Raw genomic sequence first — 23,095 nt, 5'->3', positions numbered from 1 at the left:
AACGAGTGATCCGTTGACATCGCAGTTTCCGATCAGCACCCGCAAACTGTGGTTGGGGGAATTGCACCATCAACCGGGGAGCTGATCTGTAGGGTATTTCCAGAAGTCTTTCAATAAATAACTGACCGGCAGGTTCAGCGAGTGCTGCGCTGGCGCAATTGGCTTGAGGAACCATTTGTCATATAGCGCATGGATTTCCCCGCTCGAGATCAGCCGGCGCATCTCGGTATCGACCAGCTTCTTGAATGCCTCGTCTCCCTTGGGAAGCATGATGGCAAGCGGCTCGGTGGTCAGAAACCGACCGACGATCTTCATCGCCTTGGGATCCGCGCTATTGGCCGACAACCCGGCCAGCAGCACGTCATCCATGACGAAGGCATCCGCTTCGCCCTTCTGGACCATCGCGAAGGCCGCATCGTGATCGGGAGCGGTCAGGATGTTCATACGCAAATAGCGTGCCCGATTGGCCTGTTCGAGTGCGGCCAGCGGCGTTGTGCCCTTGGTGGAAACCACCTTCTTCTGCTCGAGATCCTCGAGGCGCTCCACCTTGCTGCCCGCGGGCACCAGGATGCGCGCACCTGTGATGAAGTGGGCGACGGTGAAATCGACATCCTGCCGCCTTGCGGCGTTGTTGGTGGTGGAGCCGCACTCCAGGTCGGCTTTGCCGGTCTTCACCACATCCACCCGGTTGGCGGGCGTTACCTGCACGAACTGGACCGGCATGTCCTTGACGCCGGCCTGCCTGCGCACCTGTTCGGCGATGCGCAGGCACAAATCCAGTGCATAGCCGATCGGCTTGCCCTGATGGACGTAGGAAAAGGGAATGGAAGCCTCGCGATGTGCAATCACCAGGGGCGCCCCCTTGGCGACCCGATCCAGCACCCCGTCCGCGTGCGCGGCTGCGGCGGTCACGATCAGTCCCAGGCATGCAGATGCCCGCCAGAGAATGTTTCTCATGAGATGACTGTGCTCCTTGGCTCCAAGAACAGGACAGATCAAGCGCATGGGGGCTCGGTAGGGCCCTGCATGCGCAGTCAAGCGGTCTGTCCAGCGAAGATCCGATACCTTTTTGAGGGCCGGATCAATTTTTCAGCGAATGTATAGGTGCCATTCGATGAGTGCCAATGCTAATTGCTACTCGTAACTATGCAATCAAAACATGAATGACCACATAGTCACCCCCGCTTCAATCCTCGACGATGGCCGCGTCGGTCTGTGACTGCAGGTAGCTCCAGAAAGATTCGGCCAGCGAATTCCCCGGTTCCTTGGTGCTGGGCCTCTCCCGATATGCCCGCACCTCCATTGCCATGTGCAGATGCGTCGCGTCCGCGGGCGCAGCGCTTACCAGCTTTCCGGCCCGCAATTCCTTCTTCACGGCGCTGTGCGGCAGAAAAGCCACACCGTGGCCTTCGAGCGCCATGGCCTTGAGCCCCTCGGCCATGTCGGTCTCATAGACGCGATCGAGATGGATCGTGGTGGCCGCCTCCTTGAGGATCAGGTCCGTCACCCTGCTGAGGTAGGCACCGGGCGCATAGCCCAGGTAGGGCAGCGGCTGGCCCGGCTTGCCCGGCAGCGCATACATCGGCTTGCCTTCGGCGTCGGGCTTGCAGTAGGGCGAAAGATATTCCTGGCCCAGGCTGACCATTTCGTAGCGGTCCGCATCGAGCTGGATCGGCTGCGAGGGGTGGAAATAGGCGATCAGCAAGTCGCAACCGCCTTCGATCAGGCGCATCACGGCGTCGTGCACGTTCAATGCCAGCAGGCGTGTCTTGAGCGGGCCGAACTCGGTGCGCAGCTTGGTGAGCCATGCGGGGAAGAATGTGAACGCCAATGTGTGCGGCACGGCAAAGACGATCATGTCCTTGCCCGTGGATGTGTGCGCCCGCAGCATGGCGCGTGTGTTCTGCAGCGCCTGCAGCATTTCCAGCGCCTGGTCATACAGCGTCTTGCCCGCGCTTGTCAGCCGCGTGGGGTAGGAACTGCGATCGACCAGATCCGTCCCGGCCCACGCCTCCAGCGCCTGGATGCGGCGTGAAAAGGCGGGCTGCGTCACATGGCGCAGTTGTGCCGACCGGCTGAAGCTGCGGGTTTCTGCGAGGCTGACAAAGTCCTCAAGCCACTTGGTTTCCATGCCGCGCATTATCCGCGCACGGCACTGTTGCTCAGGCTCTCGCGGCAAGGCGGATCGCAATCTTCGATGCTGCAGCGCAGCAAATTTTTCACCAGGACTCGGGGAACACCCGCACATTCCCAGCCTGCCTTCAGGGGCAAAATGATTTGCACACGCGCGCATGACGCGGCCCCACATGCACAACATGGAAAGGCCCGGCGTTGGCATCCCCGTCCGTTGACCCTTCGCTCCTGCCTTTTCAGATGTCCTCCAAATCTCCCGCCGGAACGGATCAGAACGCCGTTCCGGAAGCCCCGGCTCCTGCCCAAGAAGAACCCCGCTCCCTGCGTATAGAAGACTGGCTCACCGTCATCGTGATGGCGGCCCTGGCTCTCATCACGTTCGCCAACGTGCTGGTGCGCTACTTCACCAATTCCTCGTTTGCCTGGACCGAGGAGATCTCGGTCTTCCTGATGATCGTGCTCGCGCTCGTCGCAGGCTCGGCCGCGGTGGGGCGCGACCGGCACATCCGCATCGAGTTCTTCTGCGAGGCGGGCTCGGCCGCGCGCCGCCGCCGTCTGGCCCAGCTCGGCGCACTGATGGTGGCGCTGCTGTTCGCGCTGATCGCCGTGCTCAGCATCCGCACGCTCTACGACGACTTCCGCTTCGAGGAAACCTCGCCCGGCATCGGCGTGCCCCAATGGTGGTACACGATGTGGCTGCCGATTCTCTCGGTCGCCATCTCGATGCGCGCCATCGGCCTGTTCATCCGCCGCACGCGCCAGCCGGATGCGGAGTACCTGAAAGACGGTACCGCCGAAGGCCCTGCCAACGCCAGAGACAAGCAGCCATGATCGCCACGCTTCTGTTTGTCGCCTTCATCGTGCTCATGATGGTGGGCGTGCCCATCGGTGCTGCGCTGGGTCTCGCGGGAGCCGCGGCGATCGCGCTGGCCAACAGCGAGACGCAATGGTTCGGCCTGCTGGCCGTGCCGCAGAACTTCTATGCCGGCCTGGGCAAGTACCCCTTGCTTGCCATTCCGATGTTCGTGCTGGTCGGCTCCATCTTCGACCGCTCGGGCGTGGCCTCGCGCCTCGTGAACTTCGCGGTCGCCATCGTCGGTCGCGGGCCGGGCATGCTGCCGCTGGTCGCAATCTCGGTGGCGATGTTCCTGGGCGGCATTTCCGGCTCGGGTCCCGCCAACGCGGCTGCCGTGGGTGCGGTCATGATCGCGGCGATGAACCGTGCGGGCTATCCCGCGAGCTTCTCCGCCTCGGTGGTCGGCGCCGCTGCCGCCACCGACATCCTGATTCCGCCGTCGGTCGCCTTCATCATCTACTCGGTGCTGGTGCCCGGGGCATCGGTGCCCGCGCTGTTCGCCGCCGGCATGGTGCCCGGCGTGCTGGCCGGCATCGCACTGATCTTCCCTGCCGTGTGGATGGCACGCAAGCACAAGATGGGCGCGCTGGAATCGTCCATGCCGCGCCCGCCTTTCTGGAAGAGCCTGCGCGAAGCGTCCTGGGGCCTGGCGGCGCCGGTGGTGATTCTGGGCGGCATGCGTGCAGGCTGGTTCACTCCCACGGAAGCCGCTGTGGTGGCCGTGTTCTACGGTCTCTTCGTCGGCATGATCATCTACCGCACGATCAAGGTGCGCGACCTGTTCACCATCCTGCAGGAGGCGGGCGAGCTGTCCGCCGTGATCCTGCTGGTCGTCTCGCTGGCGGGCATCTTCGCGTTCTCGCTTTCGACACTCGGCGTGATCGATCCCGTGGCCAACGCCATCGTGCATTCGGGCCTGGGCGAATGGGGCGTGATGGCGCTGCTGATCCTGCTGCTGATCACCGTGGGCATGTTCCTCGACGGCGTGTCGATCTTCCTGATCTTCGTGCCGCTGCTGCTGCCGGTGATGAATCACTACAAGTGGGACCCCGTCTGGTTCGGCGTGATCCTCACCTTGAAGGTCGCACTCGGCCAGTTCACGCCGCCTCTGGCGGTGAACCTGATGGTCTCGTGCCGCATCGCCAAGGTGCGCATGGAATCCACCGTGCGCTGGGTCGGCCCCATGCTGTTCGCGATGTTCCTGGTGATGATCGCCGTGATCGCCTTCCCGCAGCTCGCGCTGTGGCTGCCCAAGTACCTCGGCTACTAGGATCACGCGCACGCCCTGAATCAACAGCTTTTCCCACACAAGATTTCAACCCTGGAAGGAGACAACCATGAAAGTCCGCACATTCCTCACCGCGACGGCTGCCGCCGCTGCAGCACTCGTCCTGTCGCCTTCGGCAGCGCTTGCACAGCAGAACTACAAGAGCGAGTACCGCCTGTCGCTGGTGCTCGGCCCCCATCGCCATGGGGCATGGCGGGCCAGATCTGGGCGGACCTGGTGAAGGAGCGCACCAAGGGTCGCATCAACATCAAGCTGTACCCCGGCGTTTCGCTGATCCAGGGCGACCAGACGCGCGAGTTCAGCGCATTGCGCCAGGGCGTGATCGACATGGCCGTGGGCTCGACCATCAACTGGTCCCCTCAGGTCAAGTCGCTGAACCTGTTCTCGCTGCCCTTCCTGATGCCTGACTACGCAGCCGTCGATGCGCTGACACAGGGCGAGGTCGGCAAGGAAGTGTTCAAGACGCTGGAGAAATCCGGCGTGGTGCCGCTGGCCTGGGGTGAGAACGGCTACCGCGAGCTCACCAACTCCAAGCACGCCATCAGCAAGCCCGAGGACCTGAAGGGCATGAAGATCCGCGTGGTGGGCTCTCCGATCTTCACGGACATGTTCACCGCGATGGGCGCCAACCCCACGCAGATGAGCTGGGCCGATGCGCAGCCCGCGCTCTCCAGCGGCGCCGTGGATGGCCAGGAAAACCCGTTGTTCATGTTCACCATCCTGAAGCTGCAGACCGTCGGCCAAAAGTATGTGACGACCTGGGGCTACATGGCCGATCCGCTGGTGTTCGTGGTCAACAAGGACATCTGGGCCACGTGGAGCAAGGCCGACCAGGACATCGTTCGCCAGGCCGCCATCGATGCGGGCAAGCAGGAAATCACCATCGCCCGCAAGGGCCTGGTTGAGGCCGGCAAGCCGCTGCTCAAGGACATCGCCGGCATGGGCGTGACCGTCACGCAGCTCACGCCCGAACAGCGCGAAGCCTTCGTCAAGGTGACACGCCCCGTGTACGACAAGTGGAAGCCACAGATCGGCACCAGCCTGGTCGACATGGCCGAGAAGGCCATCGCGGCCCGTCCCAAGTAATTCGAGTCCCAGGTACCAAGGCCCAGGCAGCTCCCACCCGATGACGGCATCGGCGCGCAGCCCCCAATCACAAGGGCTGCGCGCCGGGTCGGCTCGCGCTCCGTATTTCTTCAGCCAGTCATGACAGATCTGCTTTCTCTATTCCGAACCATGGTGCGCATACGCGCATTCGAAGATGCCGCCGAGGCCGCCAGCCAGGGCGGCGTGAGCTGGGGCGGCGCCGCGACGGGCAAGCCCGGTGAAGTGCGCGTGAAGGGACCGCTGCACCTGTCCACGGGACAGGAAGCCGTGGCCACCGGCGTATGCGCCCATCTGGGGCCCGAAGATCTGCTCACATCGACCCATCGCGGCCACGGCCATACGCTGGCCAAGGGCGCCGATTCGACGAAGATGATGTGCGAGCTGTTCGGCCGCGCCACCGGCTACAACGCAGGCAAGGGTGGGTCTATGCACATTGCGGACTTCTCGGTCGGCATGCTCGGTGCGAACGGCGTGGTGACGGCCGGCCTGCCGATCGCCGTGGGGGCCGCGCACGCCCTCAAGATCCGCAAGACCGGGGCCATCGCCGTGAGCTTCTTCGGCGACGGCGCGATCAATCGCGGGCCGTTTCTCGAAGCGCTGAACTGGGCGCAGGTGTTCAAGCTGCCCGTGCTCTTTGTCTGCGAGGACAACCAGATCTCGGCCACCACGAAATCCGCGCCGATGACGGCCGGCACCAACGCTGCAAGCGCCCGCGCGCAGTCCCTCGACATCGAGGCGACGCGCGTGGATGGCAACGACGTGGAGGCGGTGAGCGATGCCGCGTCACAGTTGATCGCACAGATCCGTGCAGGTTCGGGGCCGCGCCTGCTGCACGCGATCACCTATCGCCAGAAAGGCCACGTATCCGTGGATCCTGCCACCTACCGCAAGCAGGAGGAAGTGGCCGAGGCGCTCAAGGACGACCCGATTCTTCGCGCCCGCGCACTGCTCGCACAGCGCGGCCTGGGCGAGCAGGCGGCGCGCATCGAAGCCGAGGCGAAGGCCGAGATCGACGCGGCCGTCGCCGCAGCCTCCGCAGCCCCCGCGCCCGATGCAGCCGCTGCATACACCGACATTCTGACAACCGGCGAAGGGATGTGGAAATGACCGACTTTGCAACGACGAACACCGCCAACGAGCCGCGCGTCTCCACCCTCACCTATGCCCAGGCCGCCGCCGCCGCGCTGCAGGAAGCCATGCGCGCCGATCAGCATGTGGTCGCCATGGGCGAGGACCTCGGGCGCGGAGGCGTCTTCGGCCAGTACCGCAGCGCGGATGGCCGCAATCTGGTGGACATCTTTGGCGAGGAGCGCGTCATCGATACGCCGATCTCGGAGGCCACCATCATGGGCGCTGGCGTCGGCATGGCGCTGGCGGGGCTGCGTCCCGTCGTCGAGATGCGCGTGGCCGACTTTGCGCTGTGCGCGATCGATGAACTGGTGAACCAGGCCGCCAAGAACCGCTACATGTTCGGAGGACAGGGCCGCGTGCCGCTCGTGGCCCGCCTGCCGATCGGCATCTGGACGGCTTCTGCCGCACAGCACTCCCAGTCGTTCGAATCATGGTTCGCCCATGTGCCCGGGCTGGTGGTGGTGGCGCCGTCCACGCCCGCCGACAACTACGGCCTGCTGCGCTCGGCGCTGCAATGCGGAGACCCCGTGGTCTACATGGAGCACAAGGAGCTGTGGGGCATGTCCGGCGAGGTCGTTCACGAGCCGGTGGAATTGGGACGCGCACGCGTTGCATTTTCAGCCGGTCCGAGCGGCCGCACCGACGTCACGCTGGTGTCCTGGTCCAGGCAGGTGCATGTGTGTGTGGACGCCGCCCGCGCGCTGGCCGAACAGGGCATCCATGCGGAGGTGCTGGACCTGCGCACGATCTGGCCCTGGGATCGGGATGCGGTGCTTGCGAGTGCGCGCCGCTCCGGCCATCTGCTGGTGGTGCACGAGGCCGTTCAGGCGGCAGGCTTCGGGGCGGAGGTGGCTGCCACCGTCGCCGAGCACACCGACGCGCGGGTGGCGCGGCTGGGTGCACCCCGCATTCCCGTGGGGTATGCGGGATCGCTGGAGCTGGAGTCGCGGGTGGGTGTCGAGCAGATCCGCCAGTCCGCCCTGCGCCTTCTGAAGCGCGCGTGAGCCTGCGCGCCGCCTCGCGGCGGCGCCAGCAGGCTGCTCAACCGACCTCCTCTGTCTCGGTCCGCTCCTGCGCATCGCGCTGCAGCATCCACATGCGCGCGTATCGCCCCTGCATCGCAAGCAGTTCCGCATGCGTGCCGCGCTCGAGGATTTCGCCCGCATCCATCACCAGGATCTCGTGCGCGTCGACCACCGTCGAGAGCCTGTGTGCAATCACCAGCGCCGTCTTGTTCCGCGCGGCGCGGCGCAACTCGTTCTGGATCGCGCGCTCGTTCGCGGAATCGAGCGCCGAGGTGGCCTCATCGAAGATCAGGATCGGCGGGTTCTTGAGCAGGGTGCGCGCGATAGCCACGCGCTGTTTCTCGCCGCCCGAGAGCTTGAGCCCCCGTTCGCCAACCATCGTGCCGTAGCCCTTCGGCGATGCCGCAATGAAATCATGGATGCGCGCTGCGCGCGCGGCCTCCTCGACCTCCGCGTGCGTTGCCCCCGGGCGGCCGTAGGCGATGTTGTACTCGATGGTGTCGTTGAACAACACGGTGTCCTGCGGCACGATGCCGATGGCGCGGCGCACGCTGGACTGCGTCACATCGCGGATATCCTGGCCGTCGATCGTGATGCGGCCGCTGCCCACGTCGTAGAAGCGGAACAGCAGCCTCGCCAGCGTCGACTTGCCGGAGCCGGACGGCCCGACCACCGCGACCGTCTTGCCCGCGGGAATCTCGAAGCTCAGGCCATGCAGGATCTCGCGCGCGGGGTCATAGCCGAAGTGCACGCACTCGAAGCGCACCGTCGGGGGAGCGTCGCAGACGAGCGGCCTGGCGTCGGGCCTGTCCTCGATCTCTCGGGCCTTGTCCATGAGCGAGAACATGCGGTCCAGATCCGTCAGGCTCTGCTTGATCTCCCGGTAGATCGCACCCAGGAAGTTGAGCGGTATGTACAGCTGGATCATGAACGCATTGATCATCACCAGATCACCCAGCGACAGCTTTCCCGCCACCACGCCCTGCGTTGCGCGCCAGAGCATGATCACCAGTGCCGTGGCAATGATGAACTGCTGTCCGGAGTTGAGCAGGCTGAGCGTGGTCTGGCTCTTCAGGCGCGCGCGGCGCAGCTTCTCCAGGCTCTCGTCGTAGCGGCCGGACTCGAAGTCCTCGTTGTTGAAGTACTTGACCGTCTCGAAGTTGAGCAGGGAATCGATGGCCTTGGTGTGCGCGGCCGAGTCCGCGACATTGGCCTCGCGGCGAAAGCGCGTGCGCCATTCCGTGACCGACACGGTGAAGGTCACGTAGAGCACCAGGGCTACCGCCGTGATCCAGAAGAACCAGGCATCGAACCGGATGGCAAGAATGCCGAGCACCATCGCCACTTCGACGAAGGTGGGAAGAATGCTGTACAGCGAATAGGAAATCAGCGACTCGACGCCCTTGACACCCCGCTCGATGTCGCGCGTCATGCCTCCCGTCTGGCGCTCCAGGTGAAACCGCAGGCTCAGGCCGTGCAGATGCTGGAACGTGGTGAGCGCAATGCTGCGCGCCGCGCCCTGCGTGGCCTTGGCGAAGACCAGCTCCCGCAGTTCCGTGAAGAGCGACGTCGACAGCCGCAGGAGGCCGTAGGCCAGCAGCAAGCCTGCGGGAACCACCAGTACCGCCGCCGCATCGCCGGGTTGAATGGACAGGGCATCCACCAGGTGCTTGAGCAGAATGGGAATGCCGACGTTGGCCACCTTGGCCGCCAGCACGAACAGCAGCGCGGCCAGCACGCGCCATCGGTACTGCATCAGGTAGGGCACCAGCCGGCCCAGAGTCTGCCAATCGTTGTGGGTGCGCTGCTGCGCGCTGGGATCTGAGGATGCCGATGAGGAACTGTAGCCGCGCATGGTTCGTGGGTTTTTCTTGGAGCGTGCTTTGCTGCTTTGACTGCTTTTGCTCTGGGGTGCTTCTGCACGCATCGATCGCCTGGCAGTTGGCGCGGATCGGGATGGGCAGAGGGTCCCCGGGATTGTCCCCCGAAGAGCACCCACGCGCACAGGCAGCGGCAGATACACGCGCAAGGCGAAAGACTGCACCCTCATTAAGGCTGATGCGCAGCCCGGCTGCGCGAGTGACTTGGTTGCGAAATAATAAGGGTTTACCCTAGTAACTGTTGCGCCATTTGCGGCAACAGTGTCGAACCGCTTACATGACAACAACAACCATGACCGATCCAGAAACCCTGCGCATCATCACGCCCGAACTGCCTTCCGACAAGGAACTGGTGCTGCGCGTCATTCCCATGCCCGCGGACACCAACAGCAACGGCGATATCTTCGGCGGCTGGGTGATGGCCCAGGTCGACCTGGCAGGTTCGGTACTGCCAGCTCGCATTGCCCAGGGCCGCGTGGCCACCGTGGCCGTCAACGAATTCGTCTTCAAGCAACCCGTGCGCGTCGGCGACATTCTCTCGTTCTATGCGCGCATCACGCGCATTGGCAATACGTCGATTGCAGTGGATGTGGAGGTCTTCGCCGAGCGCATGTCGCTGCAGGGCCAGCACATCAAGGTGACCGAGGCCACGCTGACCTACGTGGCGATCGACGATAACGGCCACCCGCGCCCTCTCCCCAAGCCGACAGGCCGGTAAACAGCGTACCTGCAGAAGGCAAAAAGGCGATGCATTCGACATGCATCGCCTTTTTCTTTCGAGCTTCGTCTTTGGAAGCTGCGGCCGTCGGCAAACCCGAATCAGCCGCCCAGATGCTTCATCAGGAAGCTGCGGCCGCGGAGGATGTGCTGGTGCTGTTTGACGAAGCAGACGATGTCGCAGCAGATGACGCAGAGCGCGATGCGTTGCCGATGCCGGCCTCGATTTCGCCGGAGAGCTGGCCGCCCTCCTCGATCACCACCTTGCCGTAGCGGATCTTGCCGCTGACCTTGCCGGTGCTGTAGATCACCAGCTTGTCACGCACCGTCAGCGTGCCGTCGAACTGGCCATGAATCTCGGCGATGTCGATTTCTGCGGAACCCCGGAATGCCCCTTGCTCTGCGATCTGGATCACGCGGGAATCCATGGTCGCTTCGACCGTGCCCTCCACAACCAACGTGTCGCAGTCGGTGATCTCGACGCCCTTGAGCTTGATGTTGGGGCCGACCGTCAGCTTGCTGCCGGCGGATTCATTGGAGACGCTGGTTGCGGTTTTGCTCACGACGGATCCGAGTCCAGTGGAAGAAGTCGAGGAGTTTACGGCAGAGTTGCTGCCCACGGTGGAAGCGCCACCACCCAGTACCGAGCCTGGCTGCCGGGGTTGCAGCACATCGGAATCACGTTTGCCAAAAAATGGGTTTTGCACAGCCATCGGTTCTCCTTGGGGAATTAACACACTTGCCGGAATCGGCCAAGATTCATTCAGTCGACAGGTACCTTACGCGACTTGCAAGTACAGCGTCAAACAAGCCCCGACAAACGGGTCAAGCTCGTTGCTGCACCTGCCGATGCATCCGCACGTGCCCAATGCCCGCCGCATGCATGACGCACCGGTTGCAACAGAACCCGACAGCCCCGAAACACCCGCGTACCCAACCGCGAGAAATCGTAATGAGATTTGAATCGAATGAACCGTCTTGTTCCGAAAGAGGAGTAACCAAAACGCTCAAAAGTTGCATCGCCTTGCAAGGCTTGCAGCGGCACACATGAAGACCCGCGTTCATCGGCGCACATCGGGGCGTTTGTCAGGAAACGATGTACGAGGCCGTCCCGACGGACAGCAGTTCGTCCTGTGCTGAGAGGAACTCCATGCGCACCGTGGCGACTCGCGACCCCAGGCGCAGCACCTGGGCCTTCTGCTTGAAATACGTTCCGATGGCGGGACGCAGATAGTCGATGCGCAGATCGATGGTGCCCAGTTTCGCGAAGCGCTGCAGACGCCGCGCTGGCGGCTCGTCCATATGCCGGGCACCGATGGCGGCCATGACTGCGAGTCCGGCCATCGCGTCCAGCGCCGCACTGATCACGCCACCGTGCACGCGGTTGTAGGCGAAGTGGCCGACCAGCTCCGGCTTCATGCCGATGCGCGCCTCCACGCCCGCAGGCGCAATGCGCACGATCTCGAGGCCGATCACCTGGTTGAAGGCAATCTGGCGCTCGAAGACGTCGGTGAGCGCCTCGACGAACTCCGGCTCGAACTCCGCAGGTACGGGCGCCACCTGCAGATCACCGCCCGTCGCCGTGCTCACAGCTTGCTGAAGTCGGGAGCACGCTTTTCCATGAAGGCCGTGAAGGCCTCCCTGGCCGCCGGTTCGCCAAGCATGCGGCCGAAGCTGGCCGCTTCCTCGTCGATGCGCCCGAGCAGCTCCTCAGTGTTCGTCTTCTTGAGGAGGCGCTTGGTCTCCATCAGCGAGGCCAGCGATTTCGCGGCGAGCTTCCTCGCCTGCATCTGCGTGACCATGTTGCACTCCGTCGGCGGTACCACGCGGTTGACCAGGCCCACCTCCAGCGCGGCCTCCGCCATGAAGGGCTCGCCCAGCAGCAGCGCCTCTGCCGCGCGGTGGTAACCCAGCATCTGGGGTGCGAGCAGGCTCGAACCCGCCTCAGGGCACACGCCCAGGTTCACGAACGGCATCGAGAACGCCGCGTTGTCGCCCGCATAGACCAGGTCGCAATGGAAGAGCATGGTGGTGCCGATTCCCACGGCGGGCCCGCAGACGGCCGCGAGCAAGGGCTTGGGAAACGTGGCCAGCACGCGCAGGAAGCGGAACACCGGCGCGTCCGTCGTGACCGGCGGGCGCTTGAGGAAATCGCCGATGTCGTTGCCCGCGCTGAAGATGGCCACGTCGCCCTGGAACACCACGACGCGTGTGGCCGCGTCCGCGTTGGCGTTTTCCAGCGCATCCGCCAGCGCCGAGTACATCGATGCGGTGAGGGAGTTCTTCTTGTCGACGCGATTGAATGTGATCGTGGTGACACCTTGTTCGTGGTGCACCAGAATGTCCTGAGCGGGCGTGGTCATGGAAATGAAGCTCCAAAGAGGAAAATGGACGGAAAACGCGGCGGCCCGGCAGTGATGCCGTACCTGTGCGTTCACTCCTTGTAGTAAACGATCTGGTTGCTGGTGGCGAGCATCAGGCCTTCGGCATTCCACAATTGTGCCGTCTGGTCGAAGAAGCCGTTGCGCAATTCCTGGGCCTGGGCCTGGGCGAACAGATAGCTGCTGCCGGTCTGCGCCAATTGCGCGCCGGTGGCATGAAAGTAGGTGGTGATCGACACGGTGCCAATCGGCACGCGCTTGGCGCGGCGCAGCCAGATGCGTGGGAAGAACAGGTCGGACGCCGCCGCCAGCGACACGAAGTCGAGCGAGCGCTCGGGCATGTCGCGCACCCAGAGTTGCGACAGACTGGCATCGCCACCGCCGTCCCAGGCTTTCGGAAAGTTGCCGGTCACGGGCCGCATGTCATACGCATTGAGCCACTGCGCGGGAAAGTCGGGTGCAGCACGTTCGAAGTGGGATGCATCGGGCACCTTGGGCATGGGGCAATCCGACACGCTCCAGGTCTCGCGACGAACCGCCGTCACAACCGTTGCCGTGGTCGCCACCATCATCTGGCCGTCCGGGCCCGGCTGCTCGAGCGTGAGCATCCAGTGCTGGGTCGAACGATTGGTGCGCACCGGGTTGGCTCGGATGGTGAAGTCGCCCTCCATCACCGCACCTGCAAAATTCACCGTGAGCGAAATCGGCTCACCCAGCAACTGCGGATGCTGCATCACCGCCTGCAGCATCGACGCCGCCGTGATGCCGCCGAACGGCCCCACCATGTTCCAGTAGGCCTGTGTCGTGTGGCCGACAAAGACGCCGTTGTCCCTGGCTTGCAGTGCCAGCGCGTCGTCCAGGGGATGAGTCGTTGCTTGGTGTGTCATGTTCGCAATCATGCTCTCAAGTGTGACGGCAATTGCGGGATCCGTGCGTCATCATGGTGACTTGGAATGCCACGCATGCAAGCGAGTCCACGCCAGCAACTGCCGCGCAAGGGCCACCCACCGTTCCGGCTGTGCCACAGCTCCGAAGCGAGAGCCAGGGCATGGCATCAAAGTCACCACGGCGGTAAAGATCAGAAGGCCGCGGAGCAGGCCATGCCAGCGGCAGCCGCGCAAGGGCCGCCCCGCCGCGCTGGCTGTGTCCCCCTCCCGCGAAGCGAGAGAGGGGGAAGGCGCGAAGCGCCTCAGGGGGTGTGCCCTCACACTCTTTCGAAAATACCGGCTGCGCCCTGCCCCATGCCCACGCACATGGTCACCATGCCGTACTTGAGCTTCTTGCGCTGCAACGCATGCACGACGGTGGCCGAGCGGATCGCACCGGTGGCGCCCAGCGGGTGGCCGAGGGCAATCGCGCCGCCCATGGGGTTCACCTTGGACATGTCGAGCCCCAGCGTGTTGATCACCGCGAGCGACTGCGCCGCGAAGGCTTCGTTCAGCTCGATCCAGTCCATGTCGTCCTGCTTCAGGCCCGCATAGCGCAGCGCCGCAGGGATGGCCTCGATCGGGCCGATGCCCATGATCTCGGGCGGCACGCCCTTGCTGGCATAGCTCACGAAGCGCGCCAGCGGCGTCAGGCCGAAGCGCTTGACTGCAGCTTCGCTGGCCAGGATCAGCGCCCCCGCGCCGTCGCTGGTCTGCGAACTGTTGCCCGCCGTGACCGAGCCGCGCGCCGCGAACACGGTGCGCAGCTTGGCCAGGCCTTCGAGCGAGGTGTCGGGGCGCGGGCCTTCGTCGAGACTCACGGTGCGTGTGCTGGTGATGATGTCGCCCTTGGCGAGATCGAGGCCGCGATCGATCACATCGATGGGCGTGATCTCGCCGGCAAACTCACCGGCCTGTTGCGCCGCGATCGCGCGCCGGTGCGATTCGAGCGCGAATGCGTCCTGCGCCTCGCGCGTCACCTTCCATTGCTGGGCGACCTTCTCCGCGGTCAGCCCCATGCCGTAGGCAATGCCCACATCCCCATCGCGCTCGAAGATCGAGGGCGAGAGCGACGGCGCGTTGCCCATCATCGGCACCATGCTCATGCTCTCCACACCGGCGGCAATCATCACGTCGGCCTCGCCTACGCGGATGCGGTCAGCGGCCATGGCTACGGCCGACAGGCCGGAGGCGCAAAAGCGGTTGACGGTGATGCCGCCCACGCTGGTCGGCAATCCCGCCAGCACCGCGCCGATGCGCGCCACATTCAGGCCCTGCTGCGCCTCGGGGATCGCGCAGCCGCAGATGATGTCCTCGATGGCCTGGGGATCGAGGCTGGGCACCTGCGCCAGCGCCGACTTCAGGATCGTCGCGAGCAGGTCGTCGGGGCGGTAGTTGCGGAAAAAGCCCTTGTGCGAGCGGCCGATCGGCGTGCGCGTCGCGGCAACGATGTAGGCGTCTTGCTGTTGTTTCATGTTGAGTACTCCTTGCGTGACGCGTTCATCAGTTCCGCACTGGCTTGCCAGTGTTGAGCATTCCGAGGATGCGCTCATGTGTCTTCGGGTGCGCGATCAGGTGCGTGAACGCCTTGCGCTCCAGCTTCATCAGGTATTGCTCGTCGACGAGCGTGCCGGTATCGACATCCCCGCCGCACACCACTTCGGCGATCAGTGTCGCGATGTGCTGGTCGAACTCGCTGATGAAGCCGCCGTCGCGCATGTTCACCAGCGAACCACGGATGGTGGCGATGCCGCTGCGGCCCGCGACCGGGAAGGTGCGTGCCAGCGGCGCGCGCCAGCCGGCGTTGGCCATGGAGCGGGCTTCGTTGATCGCCACATGGAGCAGCTCATCCTTGTGCGCAACGATGATGTCGCTGTCCAGCAGGTAGCCCAGCTTGCGCGACTCGATGGCGCTCGTGCCGACCTTGGCCATCGCCGCCGCGGTGAAGCCTTCGGTGAGGAAGGGCAACAGGTCCTTGCCCGTGCTGGTCGTCGCGTTTTCGGCGGCGCGGCGCGCGATGTAGGTGAGACCGCCTGCGCCCGGCACCAGGCCCACGCCGACCTCGACGAGGCCGATGTAGCTCTCCATGTGCGCCACGCGGCGCGCGGAATACACCGACAGCTCGCAACCACCGCCCAGCGCCATGCCGTGGATCGCAGCCACCACCGGCACCTGCGCATAGCGCATGCGCAGCATCATGTTCTGCAGTTCCTGCTCGATGCTCTCGATCGCCTCGGCGCCACCCACGACGAATGCAGGCATCGTCGCCTCGAGGTCGGCACCCACGCTGAACGGTGCGTCACCGGACCAGATCACCATCGCCTTGAAGTCGCTCTCGGCAACGTCCACGGCTTCCACGAGGCCTTCCATGACCTCGGGGCTGATGGCATGCATCTTGTTCTTGATGCTGGCAATCAACACCTCGCCGTCGAGCGTCCAGGTGCGCAGCGCCTTGGTTTCCGAAATCGTCGTGCCCGCGGTCTTCCAGTCGGGCAGGCTGTCCTCGCCCAGCAGCTTCTCGGGGAAGATCTGGCGCTGGTACACCGGCAGCTCGCGGCGTGGAACGAACTTCTTCTGTGCGGGACTCCACGAACCCTGCGCCGTGTGCACGCCGCCGGCCTCGGCCACCGGACCCTCGAACACCCATTGGGGCAACGGTGCCTTGGTCAGCGCCTTGCCCGCGTCGATGTCTTCCTGCACCATCTTCGCCACATCGAGCCAGCCGGCCTCCTGCCACAGCTCGAACGGGCCCTGCTTCATACCGAAGCCCCAGCGCATGGCCTGGTCCACGTCGCGCGCGGTATCGGCGATGTGCTCCAGGTGGATCGCAGCGTAGTGGAAACTGTCGCGCAGGATCGCCCACAGGAAGCGACCCTGTGCGCCTTCCGCGTTGCGCAGCAGCTTGAGGCGCTCGCCGGCGGGCTTCTTGAGCATGCGGCCGTAGACCTCGTCGCTCTTCTGGCCTGCGGGGATGTATTCCTCGCTGTCGAGCTCGAACTGCAGGATGTCGCGGCCGACCTTCTTGAAGAAACCGGCCTTGGTCTTCTGGCCGAGGTTCTTCAGATCCAGCAGCTTCTGCAGCACCGCGGGCGTTCCGAAGTTGCCGTAGAACGGATCGGTCTCCAGGCTCAGGTTGTCCTGCAGCGTCTTGATCACGTGGGCCATGGTGTCCAGACCCACCACGTCCGCCGTACGGAAGGTGCCGCTCGACGCGCGGCCCAGCTTCTTGCCGGTGAGGTCATCCACCACGTCGAACGAGAGGCCGAAATTCTCGGCCTGCTTCATCGTCGAGAGCATGCCTGCGATGCCGATGCGGTTGGCGATGAAGTTGGGCGTGTCATGCGCACGCACCACGCCCTTGCCGAGCGTCGAGGTGACGAAGGTCTCGAGCTGGTCGAGCACCTCGGCGTTGGTCGTGGGCGTGTTGATCAGTTCCACCAGCTGCATGTAGCGCGGCGGGTTGAAGAAGTGGATGCCGCAGAAGCGCGGCTTGATCGCATCCGGCAGCGCCTCGGACAGCTTGGTGATCGACAGGCCCGACGTGTTCGATGCCACGAGCGCCGTCTTGGCGACGAACGGCGCGATCTTGTGGTACAGGTCGAGCTTCCAGTCCATGCGCTCGGCAATGGCCTCGATGATGAGGTCGCAGCCCTTGAGCAGCTTCATGTGCTCTTCGTAGTTGGCGGGCTGGATCAGGTCGGCATCTTCGGCCACGCCAATCGGTGATGGCTTGAGCTTCTTGAGGTTGGCGATCGCCTTCTCGGCAATCGCGCTCTTCGGGCCTTCCTTGGCAGGCAGGTCGAACAGGATGACGGGGACTTTCACATTGACGAGATGGGCAGCGATCTGCGCACCCATCACGCCCGCGCCGAGCACGGCGACTTTCTTCACCTGGAATCTAGACATATTGTTGGTTCCTCAGAAATTCCACACTTCGCTTGGCTCATGCCACAGCAGGACACGGCTCGCCCGCCACTGCGCCGAGGGCCGCGGAGCAGGCCATGCCAGCGGACGCCGCGCAAGGGCCGCCCCGCCGCGCTGGCGTCGTCCCCCTGGAGGGGGAAGGCGCGTAGCGACTCAGGGGGTGTTTCATAGTCAGTTCACGCGCTGCCACGTCTGGGTCCGCCAGAAAGGACCAAGGAAACCGCGCACCTCGAGCTTCGCACCACCTTCAACGGGGGTGAGGCTCGCGCGGTATTCCTTGCCGTTCTCGGGGTCGATGATCTTGCCGCCGGACCACACCTCCTTGTCGGCTTCCTTCTTGCCGCCACGGATGATCTCCAGCCCGATCATGGGCTTGTCCTTGCGGTCGTCCTTGCATTCGACGCACAGGGCTGCCGGATCGGCCCCTTTCTTGAGCAGCTTCTCGATGCGGCCATGAAGGCCGTCGGCTTCATCGGTGATGCGGATTTCCGCCTTGGCTTCACCGGTCTTGTCATCCACGCTGCGCCACACGCCTGCCGGGGACATTTGTGCGAACGCAGGTACGGCCATGGCCAGGCCCAACGCGGCTGCAAACAGGGTTTTCATAAAGCCTCCATCGCAAAGATGCTCATCTGGCAATCAGGTTTCAGGCAACGCACGGACCATCAGGCCAGTGCCGCGTCCGTATCCATCAACGACTTCGAACCGGCGCGCGCTGTGCGCATCAGCGAAGCAGTCTCGGGGAACAGCTTGGCGAAGTAGAAGCGTGCGGTCTGCAGCTTGCCCTGGTAGAACGGATCGGTGTTGCCATTGGCGATTTCGCGCAGCGCAACCTGCGCCATGCGGGCGAAGAAATAGCCAAACACGAGGTGGCCCGCAACGCGCAGGTAGTCCACGGAAGCCGCGCCCACTTCGTCGGGGTTCTGCATGCCCTTGAAGCCGATCTCGGTGGTGAACTTGGTCATCTGGTCGCCCAGCATCGCGATCGGGTTGATGAACTCGGCCATCTTCTCGTTCACGCCTTCCTCTTCCACCAGTTGCGCGACCAGCTTGCCGAACTTGCGCAGGGTTGCGCCCTGGTTGGAGAGGATCTTGCGACCCAGCAGGTCCAGCGCCTGGATGCCGTTCGTGCCTTCGTAGATCATGTTGATGCGCGCGTCACGCATGAACTGCTCCATGCCCCATTCCTTGATGAAGCCATGGCCGCCGTAGACCTGCTGGCTCATCATGGTGGCGGCCCAGCCGTTGTCGGTGACGAACGCCTTCACGATGGGTGTGAGCAGCGCCACGAGGTCGGCGCTGTCCTTGCGCACCTTCTCGTCGGTGTGGTTCAGTTCCTTGTCGATCAGGAAGGCCGTGTAGGTGATCAGTGCGCGGCCGCCTTCTGCATAGGCCTTGGCGGTCAGCAGCATGCGGCGCACGTCGGGGTGCACGATGATCGGGTCAGCGGGCTTGTCCTTGGCCTTCACGCCCGACAGGCTGCGCATCTGCAGGCGGTCCTTGGCGTAGGCCAGCGCGTTCTGGTAGGCCACTTCGTTGAGGCCCAGGGACTGGTTGCCCACGCCCAGGCGTGCCGCGTTCATCATCACGAACATGGCCTGCAGGCCCTTGTTGGGCTCGCCCACCAGGGTGCCGATGGCGCCGTCGATATTGATCTGCGCGGTGGAGTTGCCGTGGATGCCCATCTTGTGTTCGAGCGCCCCGCAGAAGATCGGGTTGCGCTCGCCCAGCGAGCCGTCGGCCTTCACGTGGTACTTGGGAACCACGAACAGGCTGATGCCCTTGGAGCCCTGCGGCGCATCGGGCAGGCGGGCCAGCACCAGGTGCACGATGTTGTCCGCCATGTCGTGTTCGCCGGCGCTGATGAAGATCTTGTTGCCGGTGATCTTGTAGGTGCCGTCGGCCTGCGGTTCAGCCTTGGTGCGCAGCAGGCCCAGGTCGGTGCCGCAATGCGGCTCGGTCAGGCACATCGTGCCGGTCCATTCGCCGCTGGTGAGCTTGGGCAGGTAGGTTTTCTTCTGCTCTTCCGTGCCATAGGCGTGCAGGGCTTCATAGGCGCCGTGCGAGAGGCCGGGATACATGGTCCATGCCTGATTGGCGCTGTTGAGCATTTCGTAGAGCGCCGAATTGACCACAAAAGGCAGGCCTTGCCCGCCGTAGTTGGGGTCGCATGACAGCGCCGGCCAGCCGCCTTCTACGAACTGCTTGTACGCTTCCTTGAAGCCCGCGGGGTCTTCACCTCGTTCGTGCTCTTGTCGAGCGTGCAGCCTTCCTCGTCGCCGCTGATGTTCAGCGGGAAAGTCACGTTGGCGGCGAACTTGCCGGCTTCCTCGAGCACGGCGTTGATGGTGTCGGCGTCCACCTCGGCGTACGCCGTCATCTGCTTGTAGTCGTCGGCGATCTTGAAGACCTCGTGCATGAGGAATTGCATGTCACGGAGTGGCGGCGTGTAGGTAGGCATGTGGACTCCAGAAAGGTGATGTGAATGAACTGAAGAAAAGGATCGTGGACGCGGATTCGGAAGACTGTCTGGCGCCTGCCGTCATGCGGCGGCGACAGGGTCGGCGCCGTAGCGCAGCAGGATGCTGTTGAAGCCACCCACCGCGCGCTTGATCGAGCCGGGCGTGCGCAGGAATCGGGCCTCGTAGTGCAGGGCGAGAATCAGGCCGTGGATCTCGAACAGCATCTGCTCGGCATCCACGTCGACCTTGAGCTGGCCGCACTCGGCGCATTGCTCGATGGCGCGCTTCATCGCTGCATGCCAGGTGAGGACCGAGTTGGCGAGTGCGTCACGCACCGGACCTGCGCGGTCATCGAACTCGACGGCCCCGCTGATGTAGATGCAGCCCGAGTCCAGCTCGATGGACGTGCGCTTCATCCAGTTGTCGAACATCGCACGCAGGCGCGGCAGGCCGCGCGGTGCGGTCATCGCCGGATAGAAAACTTCCTGCTCGAAACGCGTGTGATACTCGCGGATGACGGAAATCTGCAGTTCCTCGCGCGAGCCGAAGTGGGCGAACACGCCGGATTTGCTCATGCCCGTGACATCGGCCAGCGCACCGATGGAAAGGCCTTCAAGCCCGATGTGCGTGGCAAGGCCCAGCGCGGCCTCGACGATGGTGGCCTTGGTCTGCTGCCCCTTGTGCAGCACCCGGCCTTCGCGGCTCGCGGGAGCGCGCGCAGTCTTGCGGGTTGGGGTGGAAGTGGCCATGCTGGTCAATAAAAAGAACGATCGTGCTATTTTGCACAAAAGTTTTCTCCAATGCCAGAGTCCACCCCTATCTTCTCGTAAAAATCGGGAAAACCCTTGGTGCGCACGCGCAGGCTCCTACCCTGAAATCGGCGCTCTGACTATCGACCCATCAGTTGTGAGCAGGAAACACCCATAGCGCCGCCTCATACCGTCGACAGGCTGGGACGGCATATGCATGCGAGCAATAAAGTGTGAGGAACAGTGCCGCACCGGCCCCGGGAATACCCACAACCGGCGGGAAAGTTCATGCCAGGGCAGCGTCTTTCCGCAGTCCGGGCATGGAGGAGGTCAGTGCCTCAGTGGAGCACTGCCAGCAGTACCTGCGTGTCTGAGGCGGGAGAGGTCTTGAAGCCCGAGCGCACGAAACGCAGCAGGCGCCCGCGCATCAGGTCCCCCAGCAGCGCTGCGCGCAGTTGAGCGTCGGCGCTGGGCGTGCTCGAGCCCGCGCTGTCGGCGCCGTCGCGCAGGCACTGGCGCAGGGCAGCCTCGATCTTGTCGAAGAACAGGTTCATGCGCTGCTGCAGGCGCTCGTTCTCATGCACCAGCGCATCGCCGATCATCACCTTGACCATTCCGGGATTGCGCTCGGCGAACTGCAGCACCATCGCAGCAATGCGCAGCGCCTGCTGCGTGCCTCGGTTGGCGCCATCGCCCGGTTCAGCACCGGCCTCGGTGATGCGATTGATCAGGGTGAACACACTGCTTTCGATGAATTCGATCAAGCCTTCGAACATCTGCGCCTTGCTGGCGAAATGCCGATAGAGCGCCGCTTCGCTGACTTCCAGTCGTGCAGCCAGGGCCGCAGTAGTGATGCGCTCGGCTCCCGGCTGCTCCAGCATGGCGGCAAGCGCCTGCAGGATCTGCACGCGGCGCTCTCCGGGACGGGGACGCTTGCGCACAGGGGCCTGCACGGGGGAAACGACATCGGTTTCTTCTACTGAGGACATGGGGGTTTGTTTATTCGCAACAGTTGTAATAAGAATTTTCGCATACCCGCTTTCGGAGAAAGCGGGCATTCCTCACTGGCACGCAAGTTCAAGTTCTTGCGAAGCGCACTGAAACGCGCAATCCACTCTTGCCTTCATTATTGTCAAAAACCAAGACCGCTCCGTGCAAACGTGCAATTTCGTCAGCAATCGACAGGCCCAGTCCCGAGCCTTCGACCGCACAGGCGGCAGCCGACTCCCCGCGATAGAAACGCTCGACCAGGCGCAGCCGCTCCTGCGCCGTGATGCCGGGGCCGTCGTCCTCCACTTCGAGCACAGGCACGTCGAGACCGTCGATCTGCTCCAAACAGCAGCGGATGGTGACGCTGCCGTGGGCGCGCGAATACTTGATCGCGTTGTCCACCAGATTGGCGAGGAGCTCGCGCAGCAGCCAGTCATGGCCGCGCACCTGCACCGGATTGGCTTCCAGGCCGAGATCAATCCCCTTGGCCATGGCCGCATCCAGGTGGTCTTCCAGCGTCTGCTCGCACAGCGTCTTCAGATCCACACCGGGGGCCGATGAGCCACCCAGCAGGTCCGGCTGCTCGACGCGCGAGAGCGCAAGCAACTGGTGCGCGAGCTTCGACGTCCTGCGCGCAGCGTCGCGCAGCTTGGTGATCTGCTCGATACCTATGCTCACCCGCGCGTCAGGCAACGCCTCCGATGCCGGGGCAGGCATTGCCTGGGGGGCGAGCGCCCAGGCCTCCACCTGCGACTGCAGGCCCGCCAGCGGTGTCCTCAACTGATGCGCCGCATCGGCAATGAAGCGGCGCTGCGCCTGGGCCTGCGCATCTACTAAGGCGAAGAGATGGTTGAGCGACTGCACCAGCGGCCGCACCTCGTGTGGCGAGCGATCTTCGTCGATCGGCTGCAGGTCGCGCGGAGAGCGTCGTTCCACGGCCTCCGTCAGTTCCACGAGAGGCCGCAATGCAATCCGCACGCCCAGATGGATCGCCCAGGCCGCGCAGGCGATCAGCACCAGGTGCGGCAGCAGCACCCGCCATATCACCTGCCGGCCCCATTGCTGGCTCGGGTCGGAGCCGTCGGCCACCGCCACCACGAACTCGCCGGCCGCCGTGCGCCCACGCTGAAGCGCAACGCGGTAGAGCGTCTGGTTGTACTCGATGCTGTGGAACTCGGGCTCCGTGGTGCGCGGAACGGTGGTCTTGATCCATTCGTCGCCCAGCCGCACCCGGCCGTTCAGGTCCCAGACGCTGAAGCCCGTGAAGCCCGCCCCCTGGCGCAGGAACTCCTCCACCGGCGGCGCGAGTATCAGCACCAGCGAGGACGACTCGCCCGGCTGAGTGACTTCCAGAACGGAATCGGCCAGCGGCGTGAGCAGGCGCGCAAGGCGCTGGTCCGCACGGCTCGCTGCCTCATCGGCCCAGAGGTACTCGACCCAGCTGCCCACCAGCGCCAGCAGCACGAGTGGCAACAGCAACCACAGCAGCAGGCGATTGCGCAGCGTGAGCCGCATGCTGGACGGGA

At 64.2% G+C, this 23,095-nt stretch carries 18 protein-coding genes and 2 pseudogenes; 6 read left to right on the top strand and 14 right to left on the bottom strand.

All coding sequences use genetic code 11. From position 1 onward, the window contains the following. Positions 1-69 precede the first annotated feature (69 nt). Complete coding sequence (locus tag H9K76_RS03015) at positions 70-957, bottom strand: amino acid ABC transporter substrate-binding protein (protein ID WP_187600432.1); 888 nt, start codon at positions 955-957, stop codon at positions 70-72. A 229-nt stretch (positions 958-1,186) separates the two neighbouring features. Continuing rightward, the gene (locus H9K76_RS03010) at positions 1,187-2,131 is read right to left on the bottom strand and encodes a LysR substrate-binding domain-containing protein (protein WP_187598111.1); all 945 of its coding nucleotides are present in this window, start codon (positions 2,129-2,131) and stop codon (positions 1,187-1,189) included. Between the two features lie 242 nt (positions 2,132-2,373). Between H9K76_RS03010 and H9K76_RS03005 the strand changes: the two genes are divergently transcribed. The 5 genes and pseudogenes from H9K76_RS03005 to H9K76_RS02985 all read left to right on the top strand — a co-directional run bounded on the left by H9K76_RS03005 (position 2,374) and on the right by H9K76_RS02985 (position 7,519). Continuing rightward, positions 2,374-2,964: a TRAP transporter small permease gene (locus H9K76_RS03005; RefSeq protein WP_187598110.1), complete on the top strand. Its 591-nt coding sequence runs from the start codon at positions 2,374-2,376 to the stop codon at positions 2,962-2,964. Next, the gene (locus H9K76_RS03000; RefSeq protein ID WP_187598109.1) at positions 2,961-4,259 is read left to right on the top strand and encodes a TRAP transporter large permease; all 1,299 of its coding nucleotides are present in this window, start codon (positions 2,961-2,963) and stop codon (positions 4,257-4,259) included. Before H9K76_RS03005 ends, H9K76_RS03000 begins: the two co-directional genes overlap by 4 nt. Positions 4,260-4,326: 67 nt before the next feature. Continuing rightward, positions 4,327-5,363 (top strand): annotated as a pseudogene (locus H9K76_RS02995) (DctP family TRAP transporter solute-binding subunit). A gap of 120 nt (positions 5,364-5,483) precedes the next feature. Further along, the gene (locus tag H9K76_RS02990) at positions 5,484-6,491 is read left to right on the top strand and encodes a thiamine pyrophosphate-dependent dehydrogenase E1 component subunit alpha (RefSeq protein WP_246475267.1); all 1,008 of its coding nucleotides are present in this window, start codon (positions 5,484-5,486) and stop codon (positions 6,489-6,491) included. After that, positions 6,488-7,519, top strand: coding sequence for an alpha-ketoacid dehydrogenase subunit beta (locus H9K76_RS02985; protein ID WP_187598108.1), 1,032 nt, complete (start codon positions 6,488-6,490; stop codon positions 7,517-7,519). Before H9K76_RS02990 ends, H9K76_RS02985 begins: the two co-directional genes overlap by 4 nt. A gap of 37 nt (positions 7,520-7,556) precedes the next feature. On the opposite strand, the gene H9K76_RS02980 is transcribed toward H9K76_RS02985, so the two are convergent. Continuing rightward, positions 7,557-9,395, bottom strand: coding sequence for an ABCB family ABC transporter ATP-binding protein/permease (locus H9K76_RS02980; RefSeq protein WP_187598107.1), 1,839 nt, complete (start codon positions 9,393-9,395; stop codon positions 7,557-7,559). A 317-nt stretch (positions 9,396-9,712) separates the two neighbouring features. On the opposite strand from H9K76_RS02980, the gene H9K76_RS02975 reads away from it, so the two are divergent. After that, positions 9,713-10,138 carry an acyl-CoA thioesterase gene (locus H9K76_RS02975; protein WP_187598106.1) on the top strand — a complete coding sequence of 142 codons (426 nt, stop codon included), beginning with the start codon at positions 9,713-9,715 and terminating at the stop codon, positions 10,136-10,138. A 121-nt stretch (positions 10,139-10,259) separates the two neighbouring features. Here the strand turns inward: H9K76_RS02975 and H9K76_RS02970 are convergent, their stop codons facing one another. The 11 genes and pseudogenes from H9K76_RS02970 to H9K76_RS02920 form a co-directional block, all read right to left on the bottom strand. Continuing rightward, positions 10,260-10,850 carry a bactofilin family protein gene (locus H9K76_RS02970; RefSeq protein ID WP_187598105.1) on the bottom strand — a complete coding sequence of 197 codons (591 nt, stop codon included), beginning with the start codon at positions 10,848-10,850 and terminating at the stop codon, positions 10,260-10,262. Between the two features lie 373 nt (positions 10,851-11,223). Then, on the bottom strand, positions 11,224-11,727 hold the full coding sequence (locus tag H9K76_RS02965) for a thioesterase family protein (protein WP_246475265.1): 504 nt from the start codon (positions 11,725-11,727) through the stop codon (positions 11,224-11,226). Beyond that, complete coding sequence (locus H9K76_RS02960) at positions 11,724-12,500, bottom strand: enoyl-CoA hydratase (RefSeq protein ID WP_187598104.1); 777 nt, start codon at positions 12,498-12,500, stop codon at positions 11,724-11,726. Before H9K76_RS02960 ends, H9K76_RS02965 begins: the two co-directional genes overlap by 4 nt. Positions 12,501-12,571: 71 nt before the next feature. Beyond that, a complete protein-coding gene (locus H9K76_RS02955; RefSeq protein WP_187598103.1) occupies positions 12,572-13,405 on the bottom strand; it encodes an acyl-CoA thioesterase in 834 nt (277 codons plus the stop codon). A gap of 317 nt (positions 13,406-13,722) precedes the next feature. Next, positions 13,723-14,919 (bottom strand): acetyl-CoA C-acyltransferase, encoded by a 1,197-nt coding sequence (locus H9K76_RS02950; protein ID WP_187598102.1) that lies wholly within the window; start codon positions 14,917-14,919, stop codon positions 13,723-13,725. A gap of 28 nt (positions 14,920-14,947) precedes the next feature. Then, a complete protein-coding gene (locus tag H9K76_RS02945; protein WP_187598101.1) occupies positions 14,948-17,350 on the bottom strand; it encodes a 3-hydroxyacyl-CoA dehydrogenase/enoyl-CoA hydratase family protein in 2,403 nt (800 codons plus the stop codon). 189 nt (positions 17,351-17,539) lie between these two features. Beyond that, on the bottom strand, positions 17,540-17,974 hold the full coding sequence (locus H9K76_RS02940) for a DUF2147 domain-containing protein (RefSeq protein ID WP_187598100.1): 435 nt from the start codon (positions 17,972-17,974) through the stop codon (positions 17,540-17,542). Positions 17,975-18,033: 59 nt separating this feature from the next. Beyond that, positions 18,034-19,829 (bottom strand): annotated as a pseudogene (locus H9K76_RS02935) (acyl-CoA dehydrogenase C-terminal domain-containing protein). Between the two features lie 81 nt (positions 19,830-19,910). Beyond that, positions 19,911-20,579, bottom strand: a complete 669-nt coding sequence (locus H9K76_RS02930) for a TetR/AcrR family transcriptional regulator (protein WP_187598099.1) — start codon at positions 20,577-20,579, stop codon at positions 19,911-19,913. A gap of 338 nt (positions 20,580-20,917) precedes the next feature. Beyond that, a complete protein-coding gene (slmA, locus tag H9K76_RS02925; RefSeq protein WP_187598098.1) occupies positions 20,918-21,568 on the bottom strand; it encodes a nucleoid occlusion factor SlmA in 651 nt (216 codons plus the stop codon). 88 nt (positions 21,569-21,656) lie between these two features. After that, entirely contained in the window at positions 21,657-23,084 is a 1,428-nt protein-coding gene (locus H9K76_RS02920; protein WP_187600429.1) for a sensor histidine kinase, read from the bottom strand. Between the last annotated feature and the right edge of the window lie 11 nt (positions 23,085-23,095).

Source organism: Diaphorobacter ruginosibacter, from assembly GCF_014395975.1.
Taxonomy (GTDB): domain Bacteria; phylum Pseudomonadota; class Gammaproteobacteria; order Burkholderiales; family Burkholderiaceae_C; genus Diaphorobacter_A; species Diaphorobacter_A ruginosibacter.
The sequence above is the reverse complement of the archived record's forward strand: the minus strand, read 5'-3'. Positions and strand labels throughout refer to the sequence as shown.

Bases quoted from the DNA above. Each gene is read 5' to 3' on its own strand.
- H9K76_RS02970 (WP_187598105.1), bottom strand. From the start codon at position 10,850: ATGGCTGTGCAAAACCCATTTTTTGGCAAACGTGATTCCGATGTGCTG.
- H9K76_RS03000 (WP_187598109.1), top strand. From the start codon at position 2,961: ATGATCGCCACGCTTCTGTTTGTCGCCTTCATCGTGCTCATGATGGTG.
- H9K76_RS02990 (WP_246475267.1), top strand. From the start codon at position 5,484: ATGACAGATCTGCTTTCTCTATTCCGAACCATGGTGCGCATACGCGCA.
- H9K76_RS02940 (WP_187598100.1), bottom strand. From the start codon at position 17,974: ATGAAAACCCTGTTTGCAGCCGCGTTGGGCCTGGCCATGGCCGTACCT.
- H9K76_RS02985 (WP_187598108.1), top strand. From the start codon at position 6,488: ATGACCGACTTTGCAACGACGAACACCGCCAACGAGCCGCGCGTCTCC.
- H9K76_RS03015 (WP_187600432.1), bottom strand. From the start codon at position 957: ATGAGAAACATTCTCTGGCGGGCATCTGCATGCCTGGGACTGATCGTG.
- H9K76_RS03010 (WP_187598111.1), bottom strand. From the start codon at position 2,131: ATGGAAACCAAGTGGCTTGAGGACTTTGTCAGCCTCGCAGAAACCCGC.
- H9K76_RS02975 (WP_187598106.1), top strand. From the start codon at position 9,713: ATGACCGATCCAGAAACCCTGCGCATCATCACGCCCGAACTGCCTTCC.
- slmA (WP_187598098.1), bottom strand. From the start codon at position 21,568: ATGTCCTCAGTAGAAGAAACCGATGTCGTTTCCCCCGTGCAGGCCCCT.
- H9K76_RS02945 (WP_187598101.1), bottom strand. From the start codon at position 17,350: ATGTCTAGATTCCAGGTGAAGAAAGTCGCCGTGCTCGGCGCGGGCGTG.
- H9K76_RS02980 (WP_187598107.1), bottom strand. From the start codon at position 9,395: ATGCGCGGCTACAGTTCCTCATCGGCATCCTCAGATCCCAGCGCGCAG.
- H9K76_RS02955 (WP_187598103.1), bottom strand. From the start codon at position 13,405: ATGACACACCAAGCAACGACTCATCCCCTGGACGACGCGCTGGCACTG.
- H9K76_RS03005 (WP_187598110.1), top strand. From the start codon at position 2,374: ATGTCCTCCAAATCTCCCGCCGGAACGGATCAGAACGCCGTTCCGGAA.
- H9K76_RS02930 (WP_187598099.1), bottom strand. From the start codon at position 20,579: ATGGCCACTTCCACCCCAACCCGCAAGACTGCGCGCGCTCCCGCGAGC.
- H9K76_RS02920 (WP_187600429.1), bottom strand. From the start codon at position 23,084: ATGCGGCTCACGCTGCGCAATCGCCTGCTGCTGTGGTTGCTGTTGCCA.
- H9K76_RS02950 (WP_187598102.1), bottom strand. From the start codon at position 14,919: ATGAAACAACAGCAAGACGCCTACATCGTTGCCGCGACGCGCACGCCG.
- H9K76_RS02960 (WP_187598104.1), bottom strand. From the start codon at position 12,500: ATGACCACGCCCGCTCAGGACATTCTGGTGCACCACGAACAAGGTGTC.